This is a genomic window from Geodermatophilus sp. SYSU D00779, from assembly GCF_054050595.1.
Window position 1 is genome coordinate 55741 of the sequence record NZ_JBJGZQ010000011.1, and the last position, 18079, is coordinate 73819.

An 18079-nucleotide genomic window follows, 5' to 3' on the forward strand; every position below is an offset into this window, starting at 1 on the left:
GACCGCCTGGTGCGCGTGCACCAGACGCCCCGGTCCGCCGCTCGGGGCTGCGGGCAGGGCGCCGGTGGTGGGTCAGGTGCTGTCGACCAGGCCCTCGCGGACGGCGATCGAGAGGGCCTCGAGCTTCGAGTGCGCACCGAGCTTGGCCGAGAGGTTCGCCACGTGGTTCCGGACGGTGTGCACGCTGATGGTCAGCTCCTGGGCGATGTCGGCGTTGGACAGACCCCTCGCCAGGAGGTCGAGGATCTCGCGCTCCCGCCCGGTCAGCTCGGTCCCGCTGCCACCGCCCCGTCGGCGCAGGCGGGGCAGCAGCCGGGTGAGCAGCTTGGCGCTGACCACGGACTCGCCCTGCGCGGCGGCCCGCACGCCGTCGACCACGTCGTCCAGCCGCTGGGTCTTGGCGATGAACCCGGCAGCGCCGGCCTCCATGGCGGCGATGAGCAGGCGGTCGGAGGTCGTGGCGGTCAGCACCACGATCTTCGCGGGGGGCCGGATGCGGTGCAGTTCGGCGATCGCGCCCACGCCGTCGCCGTCGGGCAGCCGGTGGTCCAGGAGGACGACGTCCGGGGTGGTCGACGCCACCAGGCGCCGTGCCTCGCTGATCGAGGTGCCCTGCCCGACGACGCGCAGGTCGGGCTCGGACTGCAGCGCCTGCGCCAGGCTGGTGGCGAACATCTGGTGGTCGTCCACGACCAGGACCCGCACCGTGCCGGTCGTGGGGCCGCCCGGCGTGCCCGACCCCGTCACGTCCCGAGTCTGGCACGCGCTGCGCGGGGTGGTGCCTGGTACGCCCGCACCAGACGAGTGGTGCGCTCGCCTCACGACAACGACCGCGGCGTGGGCCAGCGTGCTCCTGTGGCGCCCCCGGTCCGCGGCGAGATCACCGTCGTCGTCGCCGACGACGACGCCCGCGTCGGGTCCGCCGTGGCCGCGCTGCTGGGCCAGGAGCCGGACTTCCGCGTCGTCGGGGAGGCGGCCGACGGCGACGAGGCGGTGACGATCGCTCGGGACCTCCGGGCGGCGCTCGTGCTGGTCGACGTGCGGATGCCGGGAGGCGGGCCCGAGCTGGTCCGGCGGCTGGTCGCGCTGCCGCACCGGCCGGTCGTCGCCGGGTTGTCAGCGCAGGCGGACCCGGCGACGTGGACGCGGGTGCTGGCTGCCGGCGGATCCGCCTACCTGCTCAAGGGGACCGTCACCGGCGACCTCCCCGTCCTGCTGCGCACGTGCATGCGGGGCCATCTCGTCGTGGGCGTGCCCGGCGCGGCCGACCTGCTCCGCCGGCTGCTGCCCGGCTGAGGGGACGCCGGTGGCGGGGACGGGGAGGTGGAACGACACGGCGGTGCCGGTCCCGCCCGGACCGGGCTGCGACCGCCACCAGCCGCCCGACGCCAGCGCCCGGTCGCGCATCGCCACCACGCCGGAGTGACGGCGGCCCGACCGCGCCGAGGCCGTGTGGTCGACCCCCCTGCCGTCGTCCACGACCTGCACCTGCACACCGCGCCCGGTCGCGTCGACGGTGACGGTGACCTGGCGGGCCCGGGCGTGCTTGCGGGCGTTGACCATCGCCTCGCGGGCGATCCGGTAGGCGGACACCCGCACCTGCTGCGGGAGGGGGGCCTGCCCCCGCTCCTCGACCGACCACGCCACGTCGCCGTCCTCGAACACCTGGGCTGCCGCGTCGCGCAGCCCGTCGGTCAGTGACGCGTCGAGGACCGGGGTCTCGAGTTCGAAGAGCAGGTGGCGCAGCCGCAGGCCGGCGTCGTGGACGGCGTCCATCACGGTCCGGACCGCGGCGGCCTCCTCGGGTGCACGGTCGCGCAACCGGTTCCTGAGGGCACCCAGGCGCAGGTCCACGGCCGCCAGCGCCTGGACGGAGTCGTCGTGGACGTCGGCGGCGATGCGGGCCCGTTCGTCGTCCTGGGCCTCGACGAGGCGTTCGCTCAGCGCGCGCTGGCGTGCCTCGGTGAGCACCCGAAGCTCGCGGAAGGTGAGGGCCGTCCGCCCGACCATGAGCACGCCGGCGGCCAGCCCGAGGACCGCGGCGACCGGGCTGATCCCGGAGAGGCTGCCGTGGAACAGCAGCCCGAGCACGGCGAGGCCGCAGACGCCGGGCAGAACGAGGAGGGTGACCCCCTCCAGGTCGACCGGGCGCGACTCCGTCCGGCGCAGCGAGGCCAGCGCCGCCCCGGCCAGCAGCAGCCGGGCCACGAGCCATCCCGCGTCGACCGGCTCCCCACCGACGTAGGCCCCCCTCTCGACCAGGTCCGCGTAGATCGCGTCGGTGACGAAGAACGTCACGAAGGAGGCGCACAACAGCCACCAGGACCAGCCGGCGCCCCTCCCGAGCATGGCGAGCGCGGCGACCGCCAGGGCCAGGAGCAGCAGGTCGGCGAACGGGTAGGCGGCGGTCAGCGTCGTGACGCCGTCCCGCTCGAGGGGCACGTCCGCCCCGTCGACGTAGTTCTCCGCCAGCGCCGCGGCCGTCAGACCGGCGATCAGCCCGTCCAGCGAGAGGCTCACGGGCATGCTGCGGGCCCGGGTGCGCAACCTCAGGACCAGCCCGACGGCGAGCAGCGCGTAGAAGAGCAACCACCCCGCGTCGGCCCACGACGGGCTCGGGATCGGGTCGAGGTGCTGGTAGTACGCGAAGTAGGTGGTGCTGCCGGCGAAGGCCGCCACGAGCCCGGCGACCATGGACAGCCAGGCCGCCCGGTCCCGGCGGTCGGCCGCGACACGCAGGGCCAGCACGAGGACCACGAGGGCGTCGACGGTCATGTTGAGCCACCAGTCGAGCGCCGCCCGGTAGCCCGGTGCCGAGCGCACCCCGGGCACGAGGGTGACCCCGTAGACCGCGCCGAGCGCCAGCATCAGCCAGGTGGTGGTGCGCATCAGCGAGGTGGTGGAGTGCGGCACGTCGCCTCCCCCATCAGGCCCGCGGGTCGAGCCGGACGTCGGGCGAGGGACCGCGGACGCCGCGCTGCTCGACGGGGCAGTCCCCGGCGTCGCCTCGTGGGGACGGTGGGCAGCAGTATAGGCGGTGCGGCTGGGGGGCCGGGGCCGCTGGTGGTCCGCCCCGTGCGGCACGCGCCGGCTGCAGCAGCCGAGGTCACCGCTCCACGCGGCCGCCCTCGTCCCGGTCGCAGTGCTGACCCGCGAGGGACTCCGACAGCCGCTTCGCACGGACCGGGCCGATCCCCGGCACCGCGGCGAGCTCCCGCTCGGTGACGGTCCAGGCGATGGGCAGCCCCTGGAAGTGCTCGACGATCCTGCCGGCGAGCCGGGGGCCGATGCCGGCGAGGCCCTGCAGGACGTGCAGGGCGGCGGTGTCCGCACCGCGCCGTCCCGGCCGCCTGTCCAGCGTGTCGTGGGTGGCCTTGCCGGCCCAGCGGTGCAGTGACAGGACCGCGGCCACGGTGCCGTCGACGTCCGGCACCGCCTCCACCCAGATGCCGCGTGCGCGGACCGACCAGAGCAGGCTCCGGTAGGCGTCCCGGTGCCACGAGGTGACCGGACGGCCGGTGGGGCCCGTCGGCTCGGCGAACCCCTCGGCGTTCCACCGCACCTCGCCCTCGATGACGAGGACGGCGACGTCGAGGGCGCTCATGGCGGACACCGAACGGGTCAGCCGGCCGTCGCGGATCGAGGCGAACAGGTCGGGGACCGTCTTGCGCTGGACCCCGACCCGTCCCAGCGGCCGGACGTCGAAGAGCACGTCCGCCCCGTACCGCTCGGGCAGCGACGACGTCGCACCGAGGTCGCGGATCCGCGCCGGCTCGGTGGGGGAGACCAGGAGTCCCGGCAGGGCAGGCCCGGGGGTCAGCGTTCCTCCAGTACTGCCTCGAGCAAGGCTCGGGTCCGGTCGTGCTCCGGCGCGTCGAGCGGTGCGGCGACCGAGCGGCCCCGCGCGTCCGAGCGGGCCCGCCGACGCACCTCGTCGCCCTGGTCTGGGCCGCGTCATCGTGACCTCGGGCGCAGCGCCCTGTCCACACCCGCCGGCCGGGCGACCCGGCCCCGAGGAGACCCCGAGCAGGGGCCGCTGCCCACGGCAGGATGCGACGGACCTCCGTCGCGGTGTGTCGATGCGGGAACAGCAGCGGCCGGGATCGCGCTCACCCCCGTGTGAGCGTCGCCCCCGCACCGACCGCCTCCTTCGACGACCGCTTCGCCCGCGAGCTGCCGGAGCTGGCGGTCCCGTGGCAGGCCGACGAGGTGCCGGCCCCGCAGCTGCTCGTGCTGAACGAGGCGCTGGCCACCGAGCTCGGCCTCGACCCCGACACGTTGCGCAGCCCCGAGGGCGTGCGCCTGCTCGTCGGCAACGCCGTCCCCGACGGCGCCAAGCCGGTGGCGCAGGCCTACGCCGGGCACCAGTTCGGCGGGTTCGTCCCGCGCCTCGGCGACGGGCGGGCGCTGCTGCTCGGGGAGCTCACCGACGCCGAGGGCCGGCTGCGCGACCTGCACCTCAAGGGCTCGGGCCGCACGCCGTTCTCGCGCGGCGGGGACGGGCTGGCCGCCGTCGGCCCCATGCTGCGCGAGTACGTCATCAGCGAGGCGATGCACGCGCTCGGCATCCCGACCACGCGCTCGCTCGCCGTGGTGGCGACCGGGCGCAAGATCCGCCGCGAGACCCTGCTGCCGGGCGCCGTCCTGGCGCGGGTGGCGAGCAGCCACCTGCGGGTGGGCAGCTTCCAGTACGCCCGCGCCACCGGGGACGTCGAGCTGCTGCGCCGCCTGGCCGACCACGCGATCGGCCGGCACCACCCCGCCTCGGCGGACGCCGAGAACCCGTACCTCGCCCTGTTCGAGGCCGTGGTCGCCGCCCAGGCGTCGCTGGTGGCGCGGTGGATGCTGGTCGGCTTCGTGCACGGCGTCATGAACACCGACAACACGACGATCTCCGGCGAGACCATCGACTACGGGCCCTGCGCCTTCCTGGACGCCTTCGACCCGGCCACCGTCTTCAGCTCGATCGACACCGGCGGGCGCTACGCCTACGGCAACCAGCCGATCGTGGCCGAGTGGAACCTCGCCCGGTTCGCCGAGGCGCTCCTGCCGCTGCTCTCCGACGACCAGGAGCAGGCGGTCGCCCTCGCGGTCGCGGCGCTCGAGCGGTTCCGCCCGCAGTACAACGCCGCCTGGTCGGCCGGCATGCGCGCCAAGCTCGGCCTCCCGGAGGGGCTGGACGACGCGGTCGCCACGTCGCTCGCCGAGGACCTGCTCGCGCTCATGCAGGAGAGCCGCGTCGACCTGACGTCCTTCCTCCGCGCGCTCGGCACCGCGGCCCGCGGCGACGCCGAGCCCGCGCGCCTCGTCGTCCTGGACCTCGCGCGGTTCGACGCCTGGCTCGAGCGGTGGCGCGCCGTCGGTCCGGACGCCGAGGCGATGGACCGGGTCAACCCCGTCTACACCCCCCGCAACCACCTCGTCGAGGAGGCGCTGCAGGCGGCGACCGCCGGTGACCTGGCCTCGCTGCAGCAGCTGCTCGAGGTGCTGGCCGCCCCCTACGAGGAGCGGCCGGGCCTCGAGCGCTACGCGGCCCCGGCCCCGGGCGGCACCGGCCCCTACCGCACCTTCTGCGGCACCTGAGCCGCCGTCCCGCGGCGTCCGCCGGCCGGCTCAGGACTCCGCGGCCGCCCGTTCCAGGACCTCCGCGAGCCGCCCGGGCACCGACAGCACCGGCCAGTGGGAGGAGGGCAGCCGCTCGACCCGGTCGGCGCCGGACGCCATGGCCTCCTGCGCGACCGGCGGGACGGCCCGGTCCTGGTCGCAGACGACGTAGGTCGTCCCGTGCCCGGCGGCGGGCGCCGAGCAGACGTCGGCCAGGCCCCTGCATCCCGGGAGCGCCCCGTGGCTTTGCCGGTACGGCAACGATCCTTGCCGCATCGGCGCCGTCCGTCGCACTGTCGCCGCGGAGGTGGTCACGGTGACCGACGAGCTGAGGAACGAGTACGACGTCGTGGTGGTCGGCGGGGGCGCCGCGGGGCTGAACGGGGCGTTGGTGCTGGCCCGCTCACGGCGGTCGGTCGTGGTGGTCGACGCGGGCGCGCCCCGCAACGCGCCGGCGGCCGGCGTCCACGGCCTGCTGGCCCGCGAGGGCATGCCGCCCGGCGAGCTGCTCGCGCGCGGGCGGGCCGAGGTCCGCTCCTACGGCGGCTCCGTCGTCGACGGCGAGGTCGTCCGCGCGGACCGGGACGGGAACGGCTTCGTCGTCGGGCTGACCGACGGGCGGACGGTGCGGGCGCGCCGGCTGCTGGTCACCACCGGGCTGGTCGACGAGCTGCCCGACGTCCCCGGCCTGCGCGAGCGCTGGGGCCGCGACGTGCTGCACTGCCCGTACTGCCACGGGTGGGAGGTCCGCGACCAGGCCGTCGGCGTGCTGGCCTGCGGCCCCATGGCCGTGCACCAGGTGCTGCTGTTCCGGCAGCTCAGCGCCGACGTCACCCTGTTCGCGCACACCCAGCCGGCGCCCTCCGGCGAGCAGGCCGAGCAGCTGGCCGCCCTGGGCGTCCGGGTGGTGACCGGCGAGGTGGCCGGGCTGGAGGTCGCCGACGACCGGATCGTCGGCGTGCGGCTGGCCGACGGCACGGTGGTCGAGCGGGCGGCGGTCGCCGTCCAGTCGCGGATGGTCGCCCGCGCCGACTTCCTCGCCGGTCTCGGCCTGACCCCGGTGCCGCACCCGTCGGGGATGGGGGAGCACCTGGTCGCCGACGCCGCCGGGCGCAGCGCCGTCCCCGGCGTGTGGCTCGCCGGCAACGTCACCGACCTGTCCGCGCAGGTCGGCTCGGCCGCGGCCGCGGGGGCGTCCGCAGGCGCGCAGGTCAACGCCGACCTGGTGGCCGAGGACGCCCGCCGGGCGGTCGCCGCCGCCCGGGAGCCGCTGGGGGTCTGAGCGGCGTCCGCCACAGCCAGGAATGGACGGCACCGACGCCGCCTTGGCCCCTGACATCCGGCCAGCGTGGGCCGCTGTCAGACCGCCTGGACGAATGGACGACCGTGACCGACCTGCAGGACCGCGCCGCGACCGCGACGCTCGCACCGACCCCCGAGGCCGCGCCGCCCAACCGGGCGCTGCTCGCCCTCCTCCTCGGCGCGTTCGTCGCCATCGGGCCGCTGACGATCGACATGTACCTGCCGGCGCTGCCCACCATCACCGCCGAGCTGGGGACGACGTCGGCGATGGTCCAGCTGACCCTCACCGGCACGCTCGTCGGCCTGGCGATCGGCCAGCTGGTGCTCGGCCCGCTCTCCGACACGTTCGGCCGTCGCGGGCCCCTGCTGGCCGGCACGGCGCTGTACGTGGTGGCGTCGCTGCTGGTGCTGGTCGCCCCGACCATCGAGGTGCTCGGCGTGCTCCGCCTGCTGCAGGGGGTCGGGACGGCGGCCGGCGCGGTGGTCGCGATGGCGGTGGTGCGCGACCTGTTCACCGGACGGGCGGCGGCCACGATGCTGTCCCGGCTGTTCCTCGTGCTCGGTGCCGCGCCGGTGCTGGCCCCCACGCTGGGCGGGGAGCTGCTGCGGGTCACCAGCTGGCGCGGCATCTTCGCCGTCCTCGCGGTCTACGGGCTGCTGCTGCTCGCCGTCGGGTGGTTCGGCCTGCGCGAGACGCTGCCGCCGTCCCGCCGCAGCGGCCGTGGTGTCGCGGGCACGCTGCACACCTACCGGGGGCTGCTGCGCGACCGGACGCTCGTCGGCCTGGTGCTGGTCGCCGGGCTGACGATGGCCGGGCTGTTCAGCTACGTCTCGGGTTCGTCGTTCGTCTTCCAGCGGCAGTACGGCCTCGACGAGCAGCAGTTCGGGCTGCTCTTCGGCGCCGGCGCCGTCTGGCTGATCGCGGCCACCCAGCTCAACCCGGTGGTGCTGCGGCGCTGGTCCCCGGCCCAGGTGCTGGTCGCCGGCACGGTCGCCGGGGCGCTCTCCGGCGCGGCGCTGCTCGTCCTGGCCGTCACCGGCACCGGCGGGCTGCTCGGCGTCGTCGTCCCGCTGTGGGCCATGCTCTTCGCCACCGGCCTGGCGCTGCCGAACGCCCCGGCGCTGGCGCTGTCCCGGCACGGGGAGTCGGCCGGCTCGGCGGCGGCGCTGCTGGGCGCGGTGCAGTTCGGTGTGGGCGCCGCGGTGTCGCCGGTCGTCGGCCTGCTGGGCAACGACGCCGCGGCGATGGGCACGGTCATCCTCGCCGCGCTGGTGCTCGCGATCGGAGTGCTCGTGACCGTCGTCCGGCCCTGGCAGCTGACCGACGCGCCGGAGGAGCCCGCACCCGCCGGCGCGCACTGACCTCTGCCGGTTGACGACCGGCGCCGGCGCGGCCACGGTCGCCTGGTGCGGAGCGATCGCCGGGGCGGCCGGCCGGCCTCGGACGGGCGCGTGGTCGACCGCCGCGGGCTGGCCCTGCTGACCCTCAGCCACGTCGTGGACGACCTGTACCAGGGGGCGGTGCCCGCGCTGCTGCCGTTCCTGGTGCTGGAGCGGGGGTACTCCTACGCCGCGGCCACCGGCATCACGCTCGCCGCCACGGTGCTCTCGTCGGTGGTGCAGCCGGCCTTCGGCGTCCTGGCCGACCGGCGGCCCCTGCCGTGGCTGACCCCGCTGGGCCTGCTGGTCGCCGGGGTCGGCATCGGACTGGCCGGCCTCGGCGACTCCTACTGGTGGACCTGGGCGGCGGTGGCCCTCTCCGGCCTCGGCGTGGCCGCCTACCACCCGGCGGCGGCCCGGGCGGCCCGTGCGGCTGCCGGCGCCTCGGCGCAGGGCATGAGCTGGTTCGCCGTCGGTGGCAACGCCGGCCTCGCCCTGGGCCCGGTCGTGGTGACGCCGGTGCTGCTGGCGTACGGCGTGGCGGGGACGCCGCTGCTGGCGCTGCCGGCCCTGGTCACGGCCGCCGTCCTCCTGGCTCTCGGCCGCCGGGCCCGCGCCCGCCCACGCCCCGCCGCCGCGACCCGCGGGGCGCCGCAGCGGGAGGACGACTGGCGGTCGTTCGGCTGGCTGACCGGGCTGGTGGTGATCCGCTCGGTCCTCTACTTCGGGGTCTCGTCGCTGGTCGCGCTGTACGTCATCGACCGCTTCGGCGTCCCCGCCTCGGCCGGCTCCGCGGCGCTGGCGACGTTCCTCGCCGTCGGGGCGGTCGGCACCCTCGCCGGCGGCTGGCTCGCCGACCGGTGGGGCCGGGTGCCGGCCATCCGGCTGGGCTACGCGGTCGCCGTGCCCGGTCTCGTCCTGCTCGTCGCCGCGCCGTCCTGGCCCGCGGCCCTCCTCGCCGCCGTCCTGCTCGGCGTGGGGCTGTACCTGCCCTTCTCCGTGCAGACCACCCTCGGGCAGGAGCTGCTCCCCAACCGGGTCGGCACGGCCTCCGGCGTCACCCTCGGCCTGGCCGTGTCGGCCGGCGGTGCCGTCACCCCCCTCTTCGGGGTGCTGGCCGACGCGCACGGCCTGGGGTGGTCGGTGGCCGCCCTCCTCCCCCTGCCGCTGCTCGCGCTGCTGGTCAGCCTGCGGCTGCCCGGAGCGACCACGTCAGCGCGGGGAGCGGCCAGCGCGGTGGGGGCCCCGGCCGAGCGGGCCGCCCCGCACCGCTGACGCCTCGTCCACCAGGGGCGCGACCCGGCGCGGCGGCCCTGCCGGGACCTGCGAATACTGGCCGGGTGACGGAGGGGGGCGCGGACCGGCGGACGTCGTTCTGGCCGCGGACCCGGGTCCGCCGTCCCGCCGACGGCGTCGCGCTGGGGCTCGCGGCCGGCGCGCTGCTGCTCCTGGTCCTGCTCGCCGTCCAGGCGCCCCGGGTGCCGGCCGCGGACGCCGACCTCGCCGACACGGCCCTCGGCGGACTGCCCGGCACCGTGCTCTCCATCGCCAACGGCGTCGCCTCGCTGGCCGTGCTCGCCGTCCTGGGTGCCGTCCTACTCGACGCGCTGCGGCGGCGCCGGTTCGCGGTCACGTCCGCGGCCCTCGCCTGTGCCCTGGCGCTGGGCGCGGGCGAGGCCGCGGAGTGGCTGCTGGGCCGGCAGGACCTGCTGGGGACGGCCGAGGACGCGGCGGTCACGCCGATCGCCGCCGCCGTCGGCCTGCTCGTCGGAGCCGACCTGCAGCGGCGCCCGCGGTGGACGACGCCCGCCCGGGTGGTGCTCGGCGCGGCACTGCTGTGCGCGCTCGCACTGGGCAGCCTCACCCTGCTCAGCGGAGCGGTCGCCCTCCTCGCCGGGACCGCGGCGGGCCTGCTCGTCCGGGTGCTGGTCGGCGTGGTGCCCGCCCGCCCGGACGAGGAACGGGTCCGCGCGGTCCTCGCCGCGGCCGGACTCCCGGTGGACGAGCTGTGCCCGCTGTCGCACCCGGCGGAGAGCCTGCGCTACGTCGCCACCTCGCCCGCCGGTGTCCTCGAGGTGACCGTCGTCGACCCCGACCGCCGCGGCGTCTCGCTGGCCCGCCGCGGGGTGTCGCTGGTGCGGCTGCGGTCGTCGGTCGTCGGCCGGCCCGCCCTCACCCTGCGCGGCCGGCTCGAGCGGGAGGCGCTCTGCGCCGGCATCGCCCGAGCGGCCGACGTCCCCGCGCCCACGGTGGTGACGCTGCTGTCCGCGGGGCCGGCCCTGCTGTCGGTGGCGCGGCCGCTCGCCGGAACCCCGCTCGCGGACGCGGACGGCACGGCGCCCGAGGTGCTCCGGGCCGCGTTCACCGCGCTCCGGCGGGTGCACCGGGCCGGCGTGGCCCACGGCGCGCTCAGCCCGCAGTCCGTCGTCCTGCTGCCCGACGGCCGGGTGGGCTTCACCCGGTGGCGGTCCGCGCAGCCGGCGGCCAGCGAGCTGCAGCGCGAACTGGACGTCGTGGCGCTCCTGGTCACCGCGGCCGCGCACGCCGGTGCCGAGGCGGCGGTGGCCGCCTTCCGCGACGGGTACGGGGCCGGCGCGCCGGCCGAGGCACGGCTGGCGGCGCTGGCCCAGCCGCTGGTGCTGCCCCCGCCCCTGCGCGAGGCGGTGCGCCGGACCGCGGTCGTCGGCGACCTGCGCACCACCCTCGCCGGGCCCTCAGGGGCGGTCCCGGCCACGGCGCCGCGGCTGGAGCGCGTGCGGCCGCGGACGATCGTCACGATGGTGGCGGCGACCGTCGCCGCGTACGTCCTGGCCTCCCAGCTCTCCGAGGTCAGCCTCGGCAGCACGCTGGGCGCGGCCCGCTGGCAGTGGCTCGCGGTCGCGGTGCTCGGCTCGGCGGTGACCTACGTCGGCGCGGCACTGGCCCTGCAGGCCTTCGTGCCCGTCGACCTGCCCCTGACCCGCACCACGTTGGTGCAGGTCGCGACCGCCTTCGTCACGCTGGTGACCCCGCCGACCGTGGGGCACGTCGGGATCGGCATCCGCTACCTCCAGCGCGCCGGCGTCCCGCTGGCGACGGCCGCGGCCAGCGTCGCCGTCAGCCAGGTCGTCACCGTCGTCGTGACGGTGGTCGTGCTGCTGGTGTGCAGCTGGGTGAGCGGCGTGTCCGCCTCCCGCCCGACGCTCCTGCCCAGCGGCGAGGTGCTCGTCGTCCTGCTCGTGGCGACGGCCGTGCTCGTCGCGGTGGCCATGCTGCCGCCGACCCGGCGGTTGCTGCACCGCCGCGTGGAGCCGCTGCTGCGCCAGACGCTGCCCCAGCTGCTCACCGCGCTGACCCAGCCGCGCCGCCTCGGGACGGCGGTGCTCGGCATCCTGCTGCTCAACGGCGGCTACGTGCTGGCGCTCGACGCCTCGCTGCGCGCCTTCTCCGCGTCGCTGTCCTTCCCGACGCTCGTCGTCGTGTACCTGGCGGCGTCCACGATCGGGTCGGCGGCGCCCACCCCCGGCGGGCTCGGGGCGGTCGAGGCCGCCCTCGTCGGCGCCCTGACCGCGACGGGTGTGCCGGTGACCGCCGCGCTCACCGCCGTCCTCGCCTTCCGGGCGGCGACGTTCTGGCTGCCGGCGCCGTTCGGCTGGCTCGCCTTCCTGGTGCTGCAGCGCCGGCAGCAGATCTAGCCGGTCGGCAGGCGGCGCAGGACGCCCGACCCGGCCGCGGACGGCGACCCGGCGACCGGCGAGCGGCGAGCGGCGACGCACGGTGGGCGGCACCCGTCCGGTCCGACCCGTGCATCCGATCGGGTGGACCCGCGCCCGTGTGGGTGCGGGCGCCTTGACCGGCATAACGCTGCGTGGTCGGTTGTGTCTGCCAGTCACCGGTCGGGGGATCGAGAGCACGTGCGCGACGCCCACGGAGACGGCGGTCCGCGCCCACGAGCTCCCGGAGATCCCGCATGTCCTCAGTCCCCGTGCCGCACGACCGGCGCACTCGCCGGCGGAGGGCAGGGTCCACGGCCGTCGCCGGCCTGCTGACCGCAGGCCTCGCCCTCCTCGGCCTCGCCGTCCCCGGCACCGCGGCGGCCGACACCCGACCCGTTCCGCCGGGTGAGCCGGCCACCGTCGCCGCCGACGCGCTGCCCACCGTGCAGGTGAACGGGGTCGTCTGGTCCCAGGTCGTCGTCGGCAACACCGTCTACGCGGCCGGGCGGTTCAGCACCGCTCGCCCGGCGGGCGCCGCGGCCGGCACCCAGGAGACGGTGCGCAACAACCTGCTCGCCTACGACATCCGCACCGGCGCGCTCATCACGTCCTTCGCCCCCGACCTCAACGCCCAGGCGCTGACCCTCGCGGCGTCCCCGGACGGCCGGCGGCTCTACGTCGGCGGCGACTTCACCCGCGCCAACGGTCAGGTCCGCAACCGCGTGGCCGCGTACGACACCGTGACCGGGGCGCTCGTCCCGTCGTTCGCGCCGAGCGTCAGCTCGCAGGTGCGCGCGCTGGCCGCCACGAACGACACCGTCTACCTCGGCGGCAACTTCTCCGCCCTCGGCGGCGTCAGCCGCAGCCAGCTGGCCGCGGTCCGGGCCTCCGACGGTGGCCTGCTGCCCTGGGCGCCCGTCCCCGGCCCCGGCTCGACGGCCGGCAACCGCGACGGCAACACGGCCACCAGCAGCGAGGTGATGGCCCTGGTCGTCACCGGCGGGGGCAGCCAGGTGGTGGCCGCCGGCCGGTTCGACACCCTCAACGGCGCCAAGGCCACCGGTGTCGGTGCCCTCGACGCGGCGACCGGCGCGACCCGGCCCTTCGCGATCAACCAGCTGATCACCAACCAGGGCGTCAACTCCGCGGTCTACAGCCTCTCCACCGACGGCACCGCGGTGTACGGCACCGGCTACGACTACTTCGGGCCGGGCAACTTCGAGGGCTCCTTCGCCGCGCGGGCCGACGGCGGCGCGGTCATCGCGGTCAACGGCTGCCACGGTGACTCCTACTCGAGCTACCCCGTGGGCGGCGTCCTCTACATCGCGACCCACGCCCACACGTGCGAGCCGATCGGCGGCTACCCGGAACAGACCCCCCGGGTGAACAAGTTCGCGACCGCGGTCACGACCACCGCCACCGGCACCACCACGGACCCGTCGCTGCGCAACACCAACCTGCGCGGCCAGCCCGCCCCGACGCTGCTGCCGTGGTTCCCGACCATGTCGGCCGGCCAGGTCACCGGTCAGCTGCAGGCCGGCTGGTCGGTCAGCGGCAACAGCCAGTACGTCGTCTTCGGCGGCGAGTTCCCGCGGGTCAACGGCGTCGCCCAGGAGGGGCTGGTCCGCTACGCCGTCTCCTCGCTGGCCCCCAACGACCGGGGGCCGGAGACGACGGCGGCGGCGCTGCGGCCCAACGCCACCTCGACCACGGCCGGGCAGGTCACCGTCACCTGGCCCGCCGCGTGGGACATGGACAACGCCGAGCTGACCTACCAGGTCCTCCGGGACGGCGGGACGACCCCCGTCCACACCGTCACGGCCACGTCCTCGTGGTGGGACCGGCCCGAGCTGACCTTCACCGACCCGCGGCCGGCCGGCTCCACGGCGTCCTACCGGGTCGTCGTCACCGACCCGTTCGGCAACACGGTCACCAGCTCGCCGTCGAACACGGTCACGGTCGCGTCGGCCACCAGCGCCTACGCCAACCGGGTCCTGGCCGACGCCCCCGACCAGTACTGGCGGCTCGGTGAGCCCTCCGGTACCACGGCCCTCGACCACGCCGGCACCACGAACCTGACGACGGGTACCGGGGTCACCCGGGGCACCGCGGGTGCCGTCGGGGGCGACACCGCGGTGACCGCGAACGGGACGGCCACGGGCATCGCCTCGACCCGCGCCGCCACCGTGCCCACCCCCGCCAACGCGTTCAGCGTCGAGGCCTGGGTGCGCACCACCTCGAGCGGGTTGATCGCCCAGTACAGCGACTCGCCCACGGCGGCGGCCACGAACCCCGCGGGCGCGGCCACCGCGGTCGACCGGTCGCTCTACGTCGACGCCGAGGGCCGGCTGACCTTCGGCACCAAGCGGGGGACCACCTACCGGACCGTCCGCAGCCCCGGGCGCGTGGACGACGGCGCGTGGCACCACGTGGTCGCCACCGTCTCCGGCACGGGCGCGGCGCTGCACGTCGACGGCGCCCGGGTGGCCACCGAGCCGACGTTCACCACCGCCAACGCGAACCTGGCCGGGTACTGGCACCTCGCCGGTGGCTCGTTGACCGGCTGGCCCGGCGCACCGGCGAGCGCGTCGCTGGCCGGCTCGCTCGACGAGGTCGCGATCTACTCGACGACGCTCACCGCCGAGCAGGTGCAGGCGCACCACGCCACCGCCACCGGCGCGCCGACGCCCAACGCGGCGCCGACGGCCCGGTTCACCGCCACCACCGACGGCCTGCGGGTCGCCGTCGACGCCGCGGCGTCGACCGACCCCGACGGCACGGTCGCCGCGGTGGCGTGGGACTTCGGCGACGGGGGCACCGGCACGGGGACGACGGCATCGCACACGTATGCCGCCGCCGGCACCTACCCGGTGACGGTCACGGTGACCGACGACGACGGCGCCACCGCGAGGACCTCGCAGCAGGTGACGGTCACCGCGCCGCCGCCGACCGCCCCCGCGGCGATCGCCTCGGACGCCTTCGGCCGCACGGTCTCCGGCGGCCTGGGCACCGCCGACGTCGGCGGCCCGTGGACGGCCACGGCCGGCGCCACCCGGCTCTCGGTCGCGCCCGGGACGGCGACCCTCGCGCTGCCGGCAGCGGGCAACAACACCGGTGCGTACCTGGGCCAGGTCGCCCAGACCGGGGTCGACGTCCGCACGTCGTTCTCGCTGAGCTCGATGCCCACCGGCGGGGGCACGTACGTGTACGTCACCGGCCGGCGGGTGTCCGCGGGCAACGAGTACCGGGTGCTGGTCAAGGTGATGGCCGACGGGCGCGTGTCGCTGACCCTGTCCCGGCTGGCCGGCGGCACGGAGGCCTGGCCGGGCGGCGAGGTCGTCGTCCCCGGGCTGACCTACCGCGCCGGGACCACGCTGCACGCCCGCGTGCAGGTCACCGGCACCGGCACGACCGACGTCGCCGCGACCGTGTGGGCCGACGGCACCGCCGAGCCGGCCACGCCGCAGCTGGTGCGCACCGACACCACCGCGGCGCTGCAGGCCCCCGGCTCGGTCGGGCTGGCCGCCTACCGGCCGACCAGCGCGACCGCGTCCACCGCCGTCCGGGTCACCGGCTTCGCGGCCACCGCGCCCGGGGCCGGCGGCGGGCAGCCGCCGGCGCCGAACCAGGCGCCGACGGCCACCGCCACCGCCGCGACCAGCGGGCTGTCGGTGAGCGTGGACGGGTCGGGCTCCACCGACCCCGACGGCACGGTGCGCTCGTACGCCTGGACCTTCGGCGACGGGGGGACGGCGACCGGGGTCACCGCGACGCACACCTACGCGGCGGCCGGCACCTACCCGGTGACGCTCACCGTGACCGACGACGACGGCGCCACGGCGACGACGAGCCGCGCGGTCACCGTCGCCGCCGGCACCCCGCCGCCGGGCCCGGTGGACCCGGCGGTGATCGCCGCCGACGCCTTCGGGCGCACGGTCACCGGCGGGCTCGGCACCGCCGACGTCGGCGGCCCGTGGACGGCCAGCGCCGGGGCGACCCGCCAGTCGGTCACCCCCGGGACGGCGACGCTCACGGCCGGGCCGGGCAACAACACCGGCTCGTACCTCGGCTCGGTCGCGCAGACCTCGGCCGACGTCCGGACGTCGTTCTCGCTGGGCTCGGTCCCGACCGGGGGCGGCACGTACGTGTACGTCACCGGCCGCCGGGTGTCGGCGGGCAACGAGTACCGGGTGGCGGTCAAGGTCGGCTCGGCCGGCCAGGTGTCGCTGGTGCTCTCGCGGCTGAGCGGCGGCACGGAGGCCTGGCCGGGCGGCGAGGTCGTCGTCCCCGGGCTGACCTACCGCGCCGGGACCACGCTGCACGTGCGGGTCCGCGTCTCGGGCACCGGCACGACCGACGTGGCGGCGTCCGTGTGGGCCGACGGCGCGGCCGAGCCGGCCACGCCGCAGCTGGTGCGCACCGACACCACCGCGGCGCTGCAGGCGCCCGGCTCGGTCGGGCTGGCCGCGTACACCTCGGGCACGGCCACCGCGCCGGTCGCCGTGCGGGTGACCGCGCTGGAGGTGCGCCCGGCCGGCTGAGCCGACCTCCCCCTGAGGGCCCCCGACGGCCGCAGTCCGCTGCGGCCGGCGGGGGCCCTCGCGCGTCCGGACCCGCCCCCGCCCGCCACCCGGTCGGGTGTCCCGGTGAGCCGCGCAACCTCACAAAGAGTCACGAAGGGGGCCGAATCCATGCGGGGAACGGCCTGCTCACCACCGGATCGAGTGGGATGAGAACCACTGTGATCCTGCCGATCGTCACGCTTAGTGTTCGCCGACCGGCCCGGGAGAGGCCGGCTCACGGGGAACGACGGGGGAACACCCATGCACGCGAGAAGGCTCTTGGCGGGGCTCGTCAGCACGCTCCTGCTCGGCACCGGGCTGGCGGTCCTGCCCGCCACCGGGGCGCTCGCGGACTCCGCGCCGCTGGACCCCGCCGACCCGGCCACCCCGGTCACGGTCACCGCCGACCCGCTGCCCACCGTGCAGATCAACGGCGTCGCCTGGTCGCAGGTCGTCGTCGGCGACGTCGTCTACGTCGCGGGCCGGTTCACCACCGCACGCCCCGCAGGCGCGCCGGCCGGCGTCAACGAGGTGCCCCGCACCAACGTCCTCGCCTACGACATCCGCACCGGCGCCCTGATCCCGTCGTTCGCGCCGTCGCTCAACGGGCAGGCGCTGAGCATCGCGGCGTCCCCCGACGGCTCCCGCATCTACGTCGGCGGGGACTTCACCCAGGTCAACGGCCAGCCCCGCAGCCGCATCGCCGCCCTGACCCCGGCCGGTGAGCTGGTCGCCACCTGGCGGCCCGCCGTCCAGGGACAGGTGCGCGCCATCGCCGCGACCAACGACTTCGTCTACTTCGGCGGCAACGTCACCGCCGTCGGTGCCGTGAGCCGCACCCGGCTGGCCGTCGTCACCGCCGTCGACGGCTCGCTGACCAACTGGGCGCCGGTGCCCGGCTACGGCAGCACCGCCGGCAACACCGACGGCAACCGGACGCTGACCAACGAGGTCCTCTCGATGGTCCTCACGAACGGCAACACCCAGCTCGTCGTCTCCGGCCGCTTCGACTCGATGAACGGCGTCCGGGCGACCGGCGTCGCGGCGATCGACGCGTTCACCAGCGTCACCCGGCCCTTCGCGATCAACCAGCAGATCACCAACCAGGGCGTGAACTCGGCGATCTGGAGCGTGTCCACCGACGGGACGACGGTCTACGGCACCGGCTACAACTTCTTCGGCCCGGGCAACCTCGAGGGCTCCTTCGCGGCCGACGTCACCGGGGGCCGGGTGCGGTGGATCAACGACTGCTGGGGCGACTCCTACGCCACCCACCCGATGGGCGGCGCCCTCTACCAGGCCAACCACGCGCACGACTGCGACGACATCGGCAGCTTCCCGGAGCAGACCGAGCGGGTCTGGAAGCGGGCGACGGCGCTCAGCACGGCGTCCACCGGCATCGTCGGCAACCTGCACCACCCGACCTGGCAGCGGCAGCCGGCGCCGACCGTGCTGCCCTGGTTCCCGACCATGGCCGCCGGCACCGCCACCGGGCAGGCGCAGGCCGGCTAAAGCGTCAGCGGCAACGGCCGCTAC

Annotated in this window: 11 protein-coding genes and 1 pseudogene; 8 read left to right on the plus strand and 4 right to left on the minus strand. The window is 76.4% G+C overall.

From position 1 onward, the window contains the following. Positions 1 to 72 precede the first annotated feature (72 nt). On the minus strand, positions 73 to 747 hold the full coding sequence (locus ACI79G_RS10695; RefSeq protein ID WP_456881106.1) for a response regulator: 675 nt from the start codon (positions 745 to 747) through the stop codon (positions 73 to 75). 108 nt (positions 748 to 855) lie between these two features. Here ACI79G_RS10695 and ACI79G_RS10700 point away from each other — a divergent pair, with 108 nt between their 5' ends. Next, a complete protein-coding gene (locus ACI79G_RS10700) occupies positions 856 to 1296 on the plus strand; it encodes a response regulator (RefSeq protein ID WP_456881107.1) in 441 nt (146 codons plus the stop codon). Between the two features lie 27 nt (positions 1297 to 1323). Here the strand turns inward: ACI79G_RS10700 and ACI79G_RS10705 are convergent. After that, a pseudogene (locus tag ACI79G_RS10705) lies at positions 1324 to 2889 on the minus strand (sensor histidine kinase); the annotation flags it as partial. A gap of 217 nt (positions 2890 to 3106) precedes the next feature. Continuing rightward, positions 3107 to 3712: an ERCC4 domain-containing protein gene (locus tag ACI79G_RS10710; RefSeq protein WP_456881108.1), complete on the minus strand. Its 606-nt coding sequence runs from the start codon at positions 3710 to 3712 to the stop codon at positions 3107 to 3109. A 407-nt stretch (positions 3713 to 4119) separates the two neighbouring features. Here ACI79G_RS10710 and ACI79G_RS10715 point away from each other — a divergent pair, with 407 nt between their 5' ends. Continuing rightward, positions 4120 to 5583, plus strand: a complete 1464-nt coding sequence (locus ACI79G_RS10715) for a protein adenylyltransferase SelO (RefSeq protein ID WP_456881109.1) — start codon at positions 4120 to 4122, stop codon at positions 5581 to 5583. A 30-nt stretch (positions 5584 to 5613) separates the two neighbouring features. Here the strand turns inward: ACI79G_RS10715 and ACI79G_RS10720 are convergent, their stop codons facing one another. Beyond that, on the minus strand, positions 5614 to 6051 hold the full coding sequence (locus ACI79G_RS10720) for an alpha/beta fold hydrolase (protein WP_456881110.1): 438 nt from the start codon (positions 6049 to 6051) through the stop codon (positions 5614 to 5616). Here ACI79G_RS10720 and ACI79G_RS10725 point away from each other — a divergent pair. The 6 genes from ACI79G_RS10725 to ACI79G_RS10750 all read left to right on the plus strand — a co-directional run bounded on the left by ACI79G_RS10725 (position 5957) and on the right by ACI79G_RS10750 (position 18055). Then, on the plus strand, positions 5957 to 6886 hold the full coding sequence (locus ACI79G_RS10725; protein ID WP_456881111.1) for an NAD(P)/FAD-dependent oxidoreductase: 930 nt from the start codon (positions 5957 to 5959) through the stop codon (positions 6884 to 6886). The genes ACI79G_RS10720 and ACI79G_RS10725 overlap by 95 nt on opposite strands. A gap of 104 nt (positions 6887 to 6990) precedes the next feature. Continuing rightward, the gene (locus ACI79G_RS10730; protein ID WP_456881112.1) at positions 6991 to 8268 is read left to right on the plus strand and encodes a multidrug effflux MFS transporter; all 1278 of its coding nucleotides are present in this window, start codon (positions 6991 to 6993) and stop codon (positions 8266 to 8268) included. A gap of 45 nt (positions 8269 to 8313) precedes the next feature. Continuing rightward, positions 8314 to 9561: an MFS transporter gene (locus tag ACI79G_RS10735; protein ID WP_456881113.1), complete on the plus strand. Its 1248-nt coding sequence runs from the start codon at positions 8314 to 8316 to the stop codon at positions 9559 to 9561. 65 nt (positions 9562 to 9626) lie between these two features. Beyond that, the gene (locus ACI79G_RS10740) at positions 9627 to 11960 is read left to right on the plus strand and encodes a lysylphosphatidylglycerol synthase domain-containing protein (RefSeq protein ID WP_456881114.1); all 2334 of its coding nucleotides are present in this window, start codon (positions 9627 to 9629) and stop codon (positions 11958 to 11960) included. A gap of 275 nt (positions 11961 to 12235) precedes the next feature. Continuing rightward, the gene (locus ACI79G_RS10745; RefSeq protein WP_456881115.1) at positions 12236 to 16522 is read left to right on the plus strand and encodes a PKD domain-containing protein; all 4287 of its coding nucleotides are present in this window, start codon (positions 12236 to 12238) and stop codon (positions 16520 to 16522) included. A 300-nt stretch (positions 16523 to 16822) separates the two neighbouring features. Continuing rightward, complete coding sequence (locus ACI79G_RS10750; protein ID WP_456881116.1) at positions 16823 to 18055, plus strand: hypothetical protein; 1233 nt, start codon at positions 16823 to 16825, stop codon at positions 18053 to 18055. Positions 18056 to 18079 lie beyond the last annotated feature (24 nt).

Excerpts from the sequence above, each read along its gene's own strand:
- ACI79G_RS10745 (WP_456881115.1), top strand. The coding sequence starts at position 12,236 with ATGTCCTCAGTCCCCGTGCCGCACGACCGGCGCACTCGCCGGCGGAGG.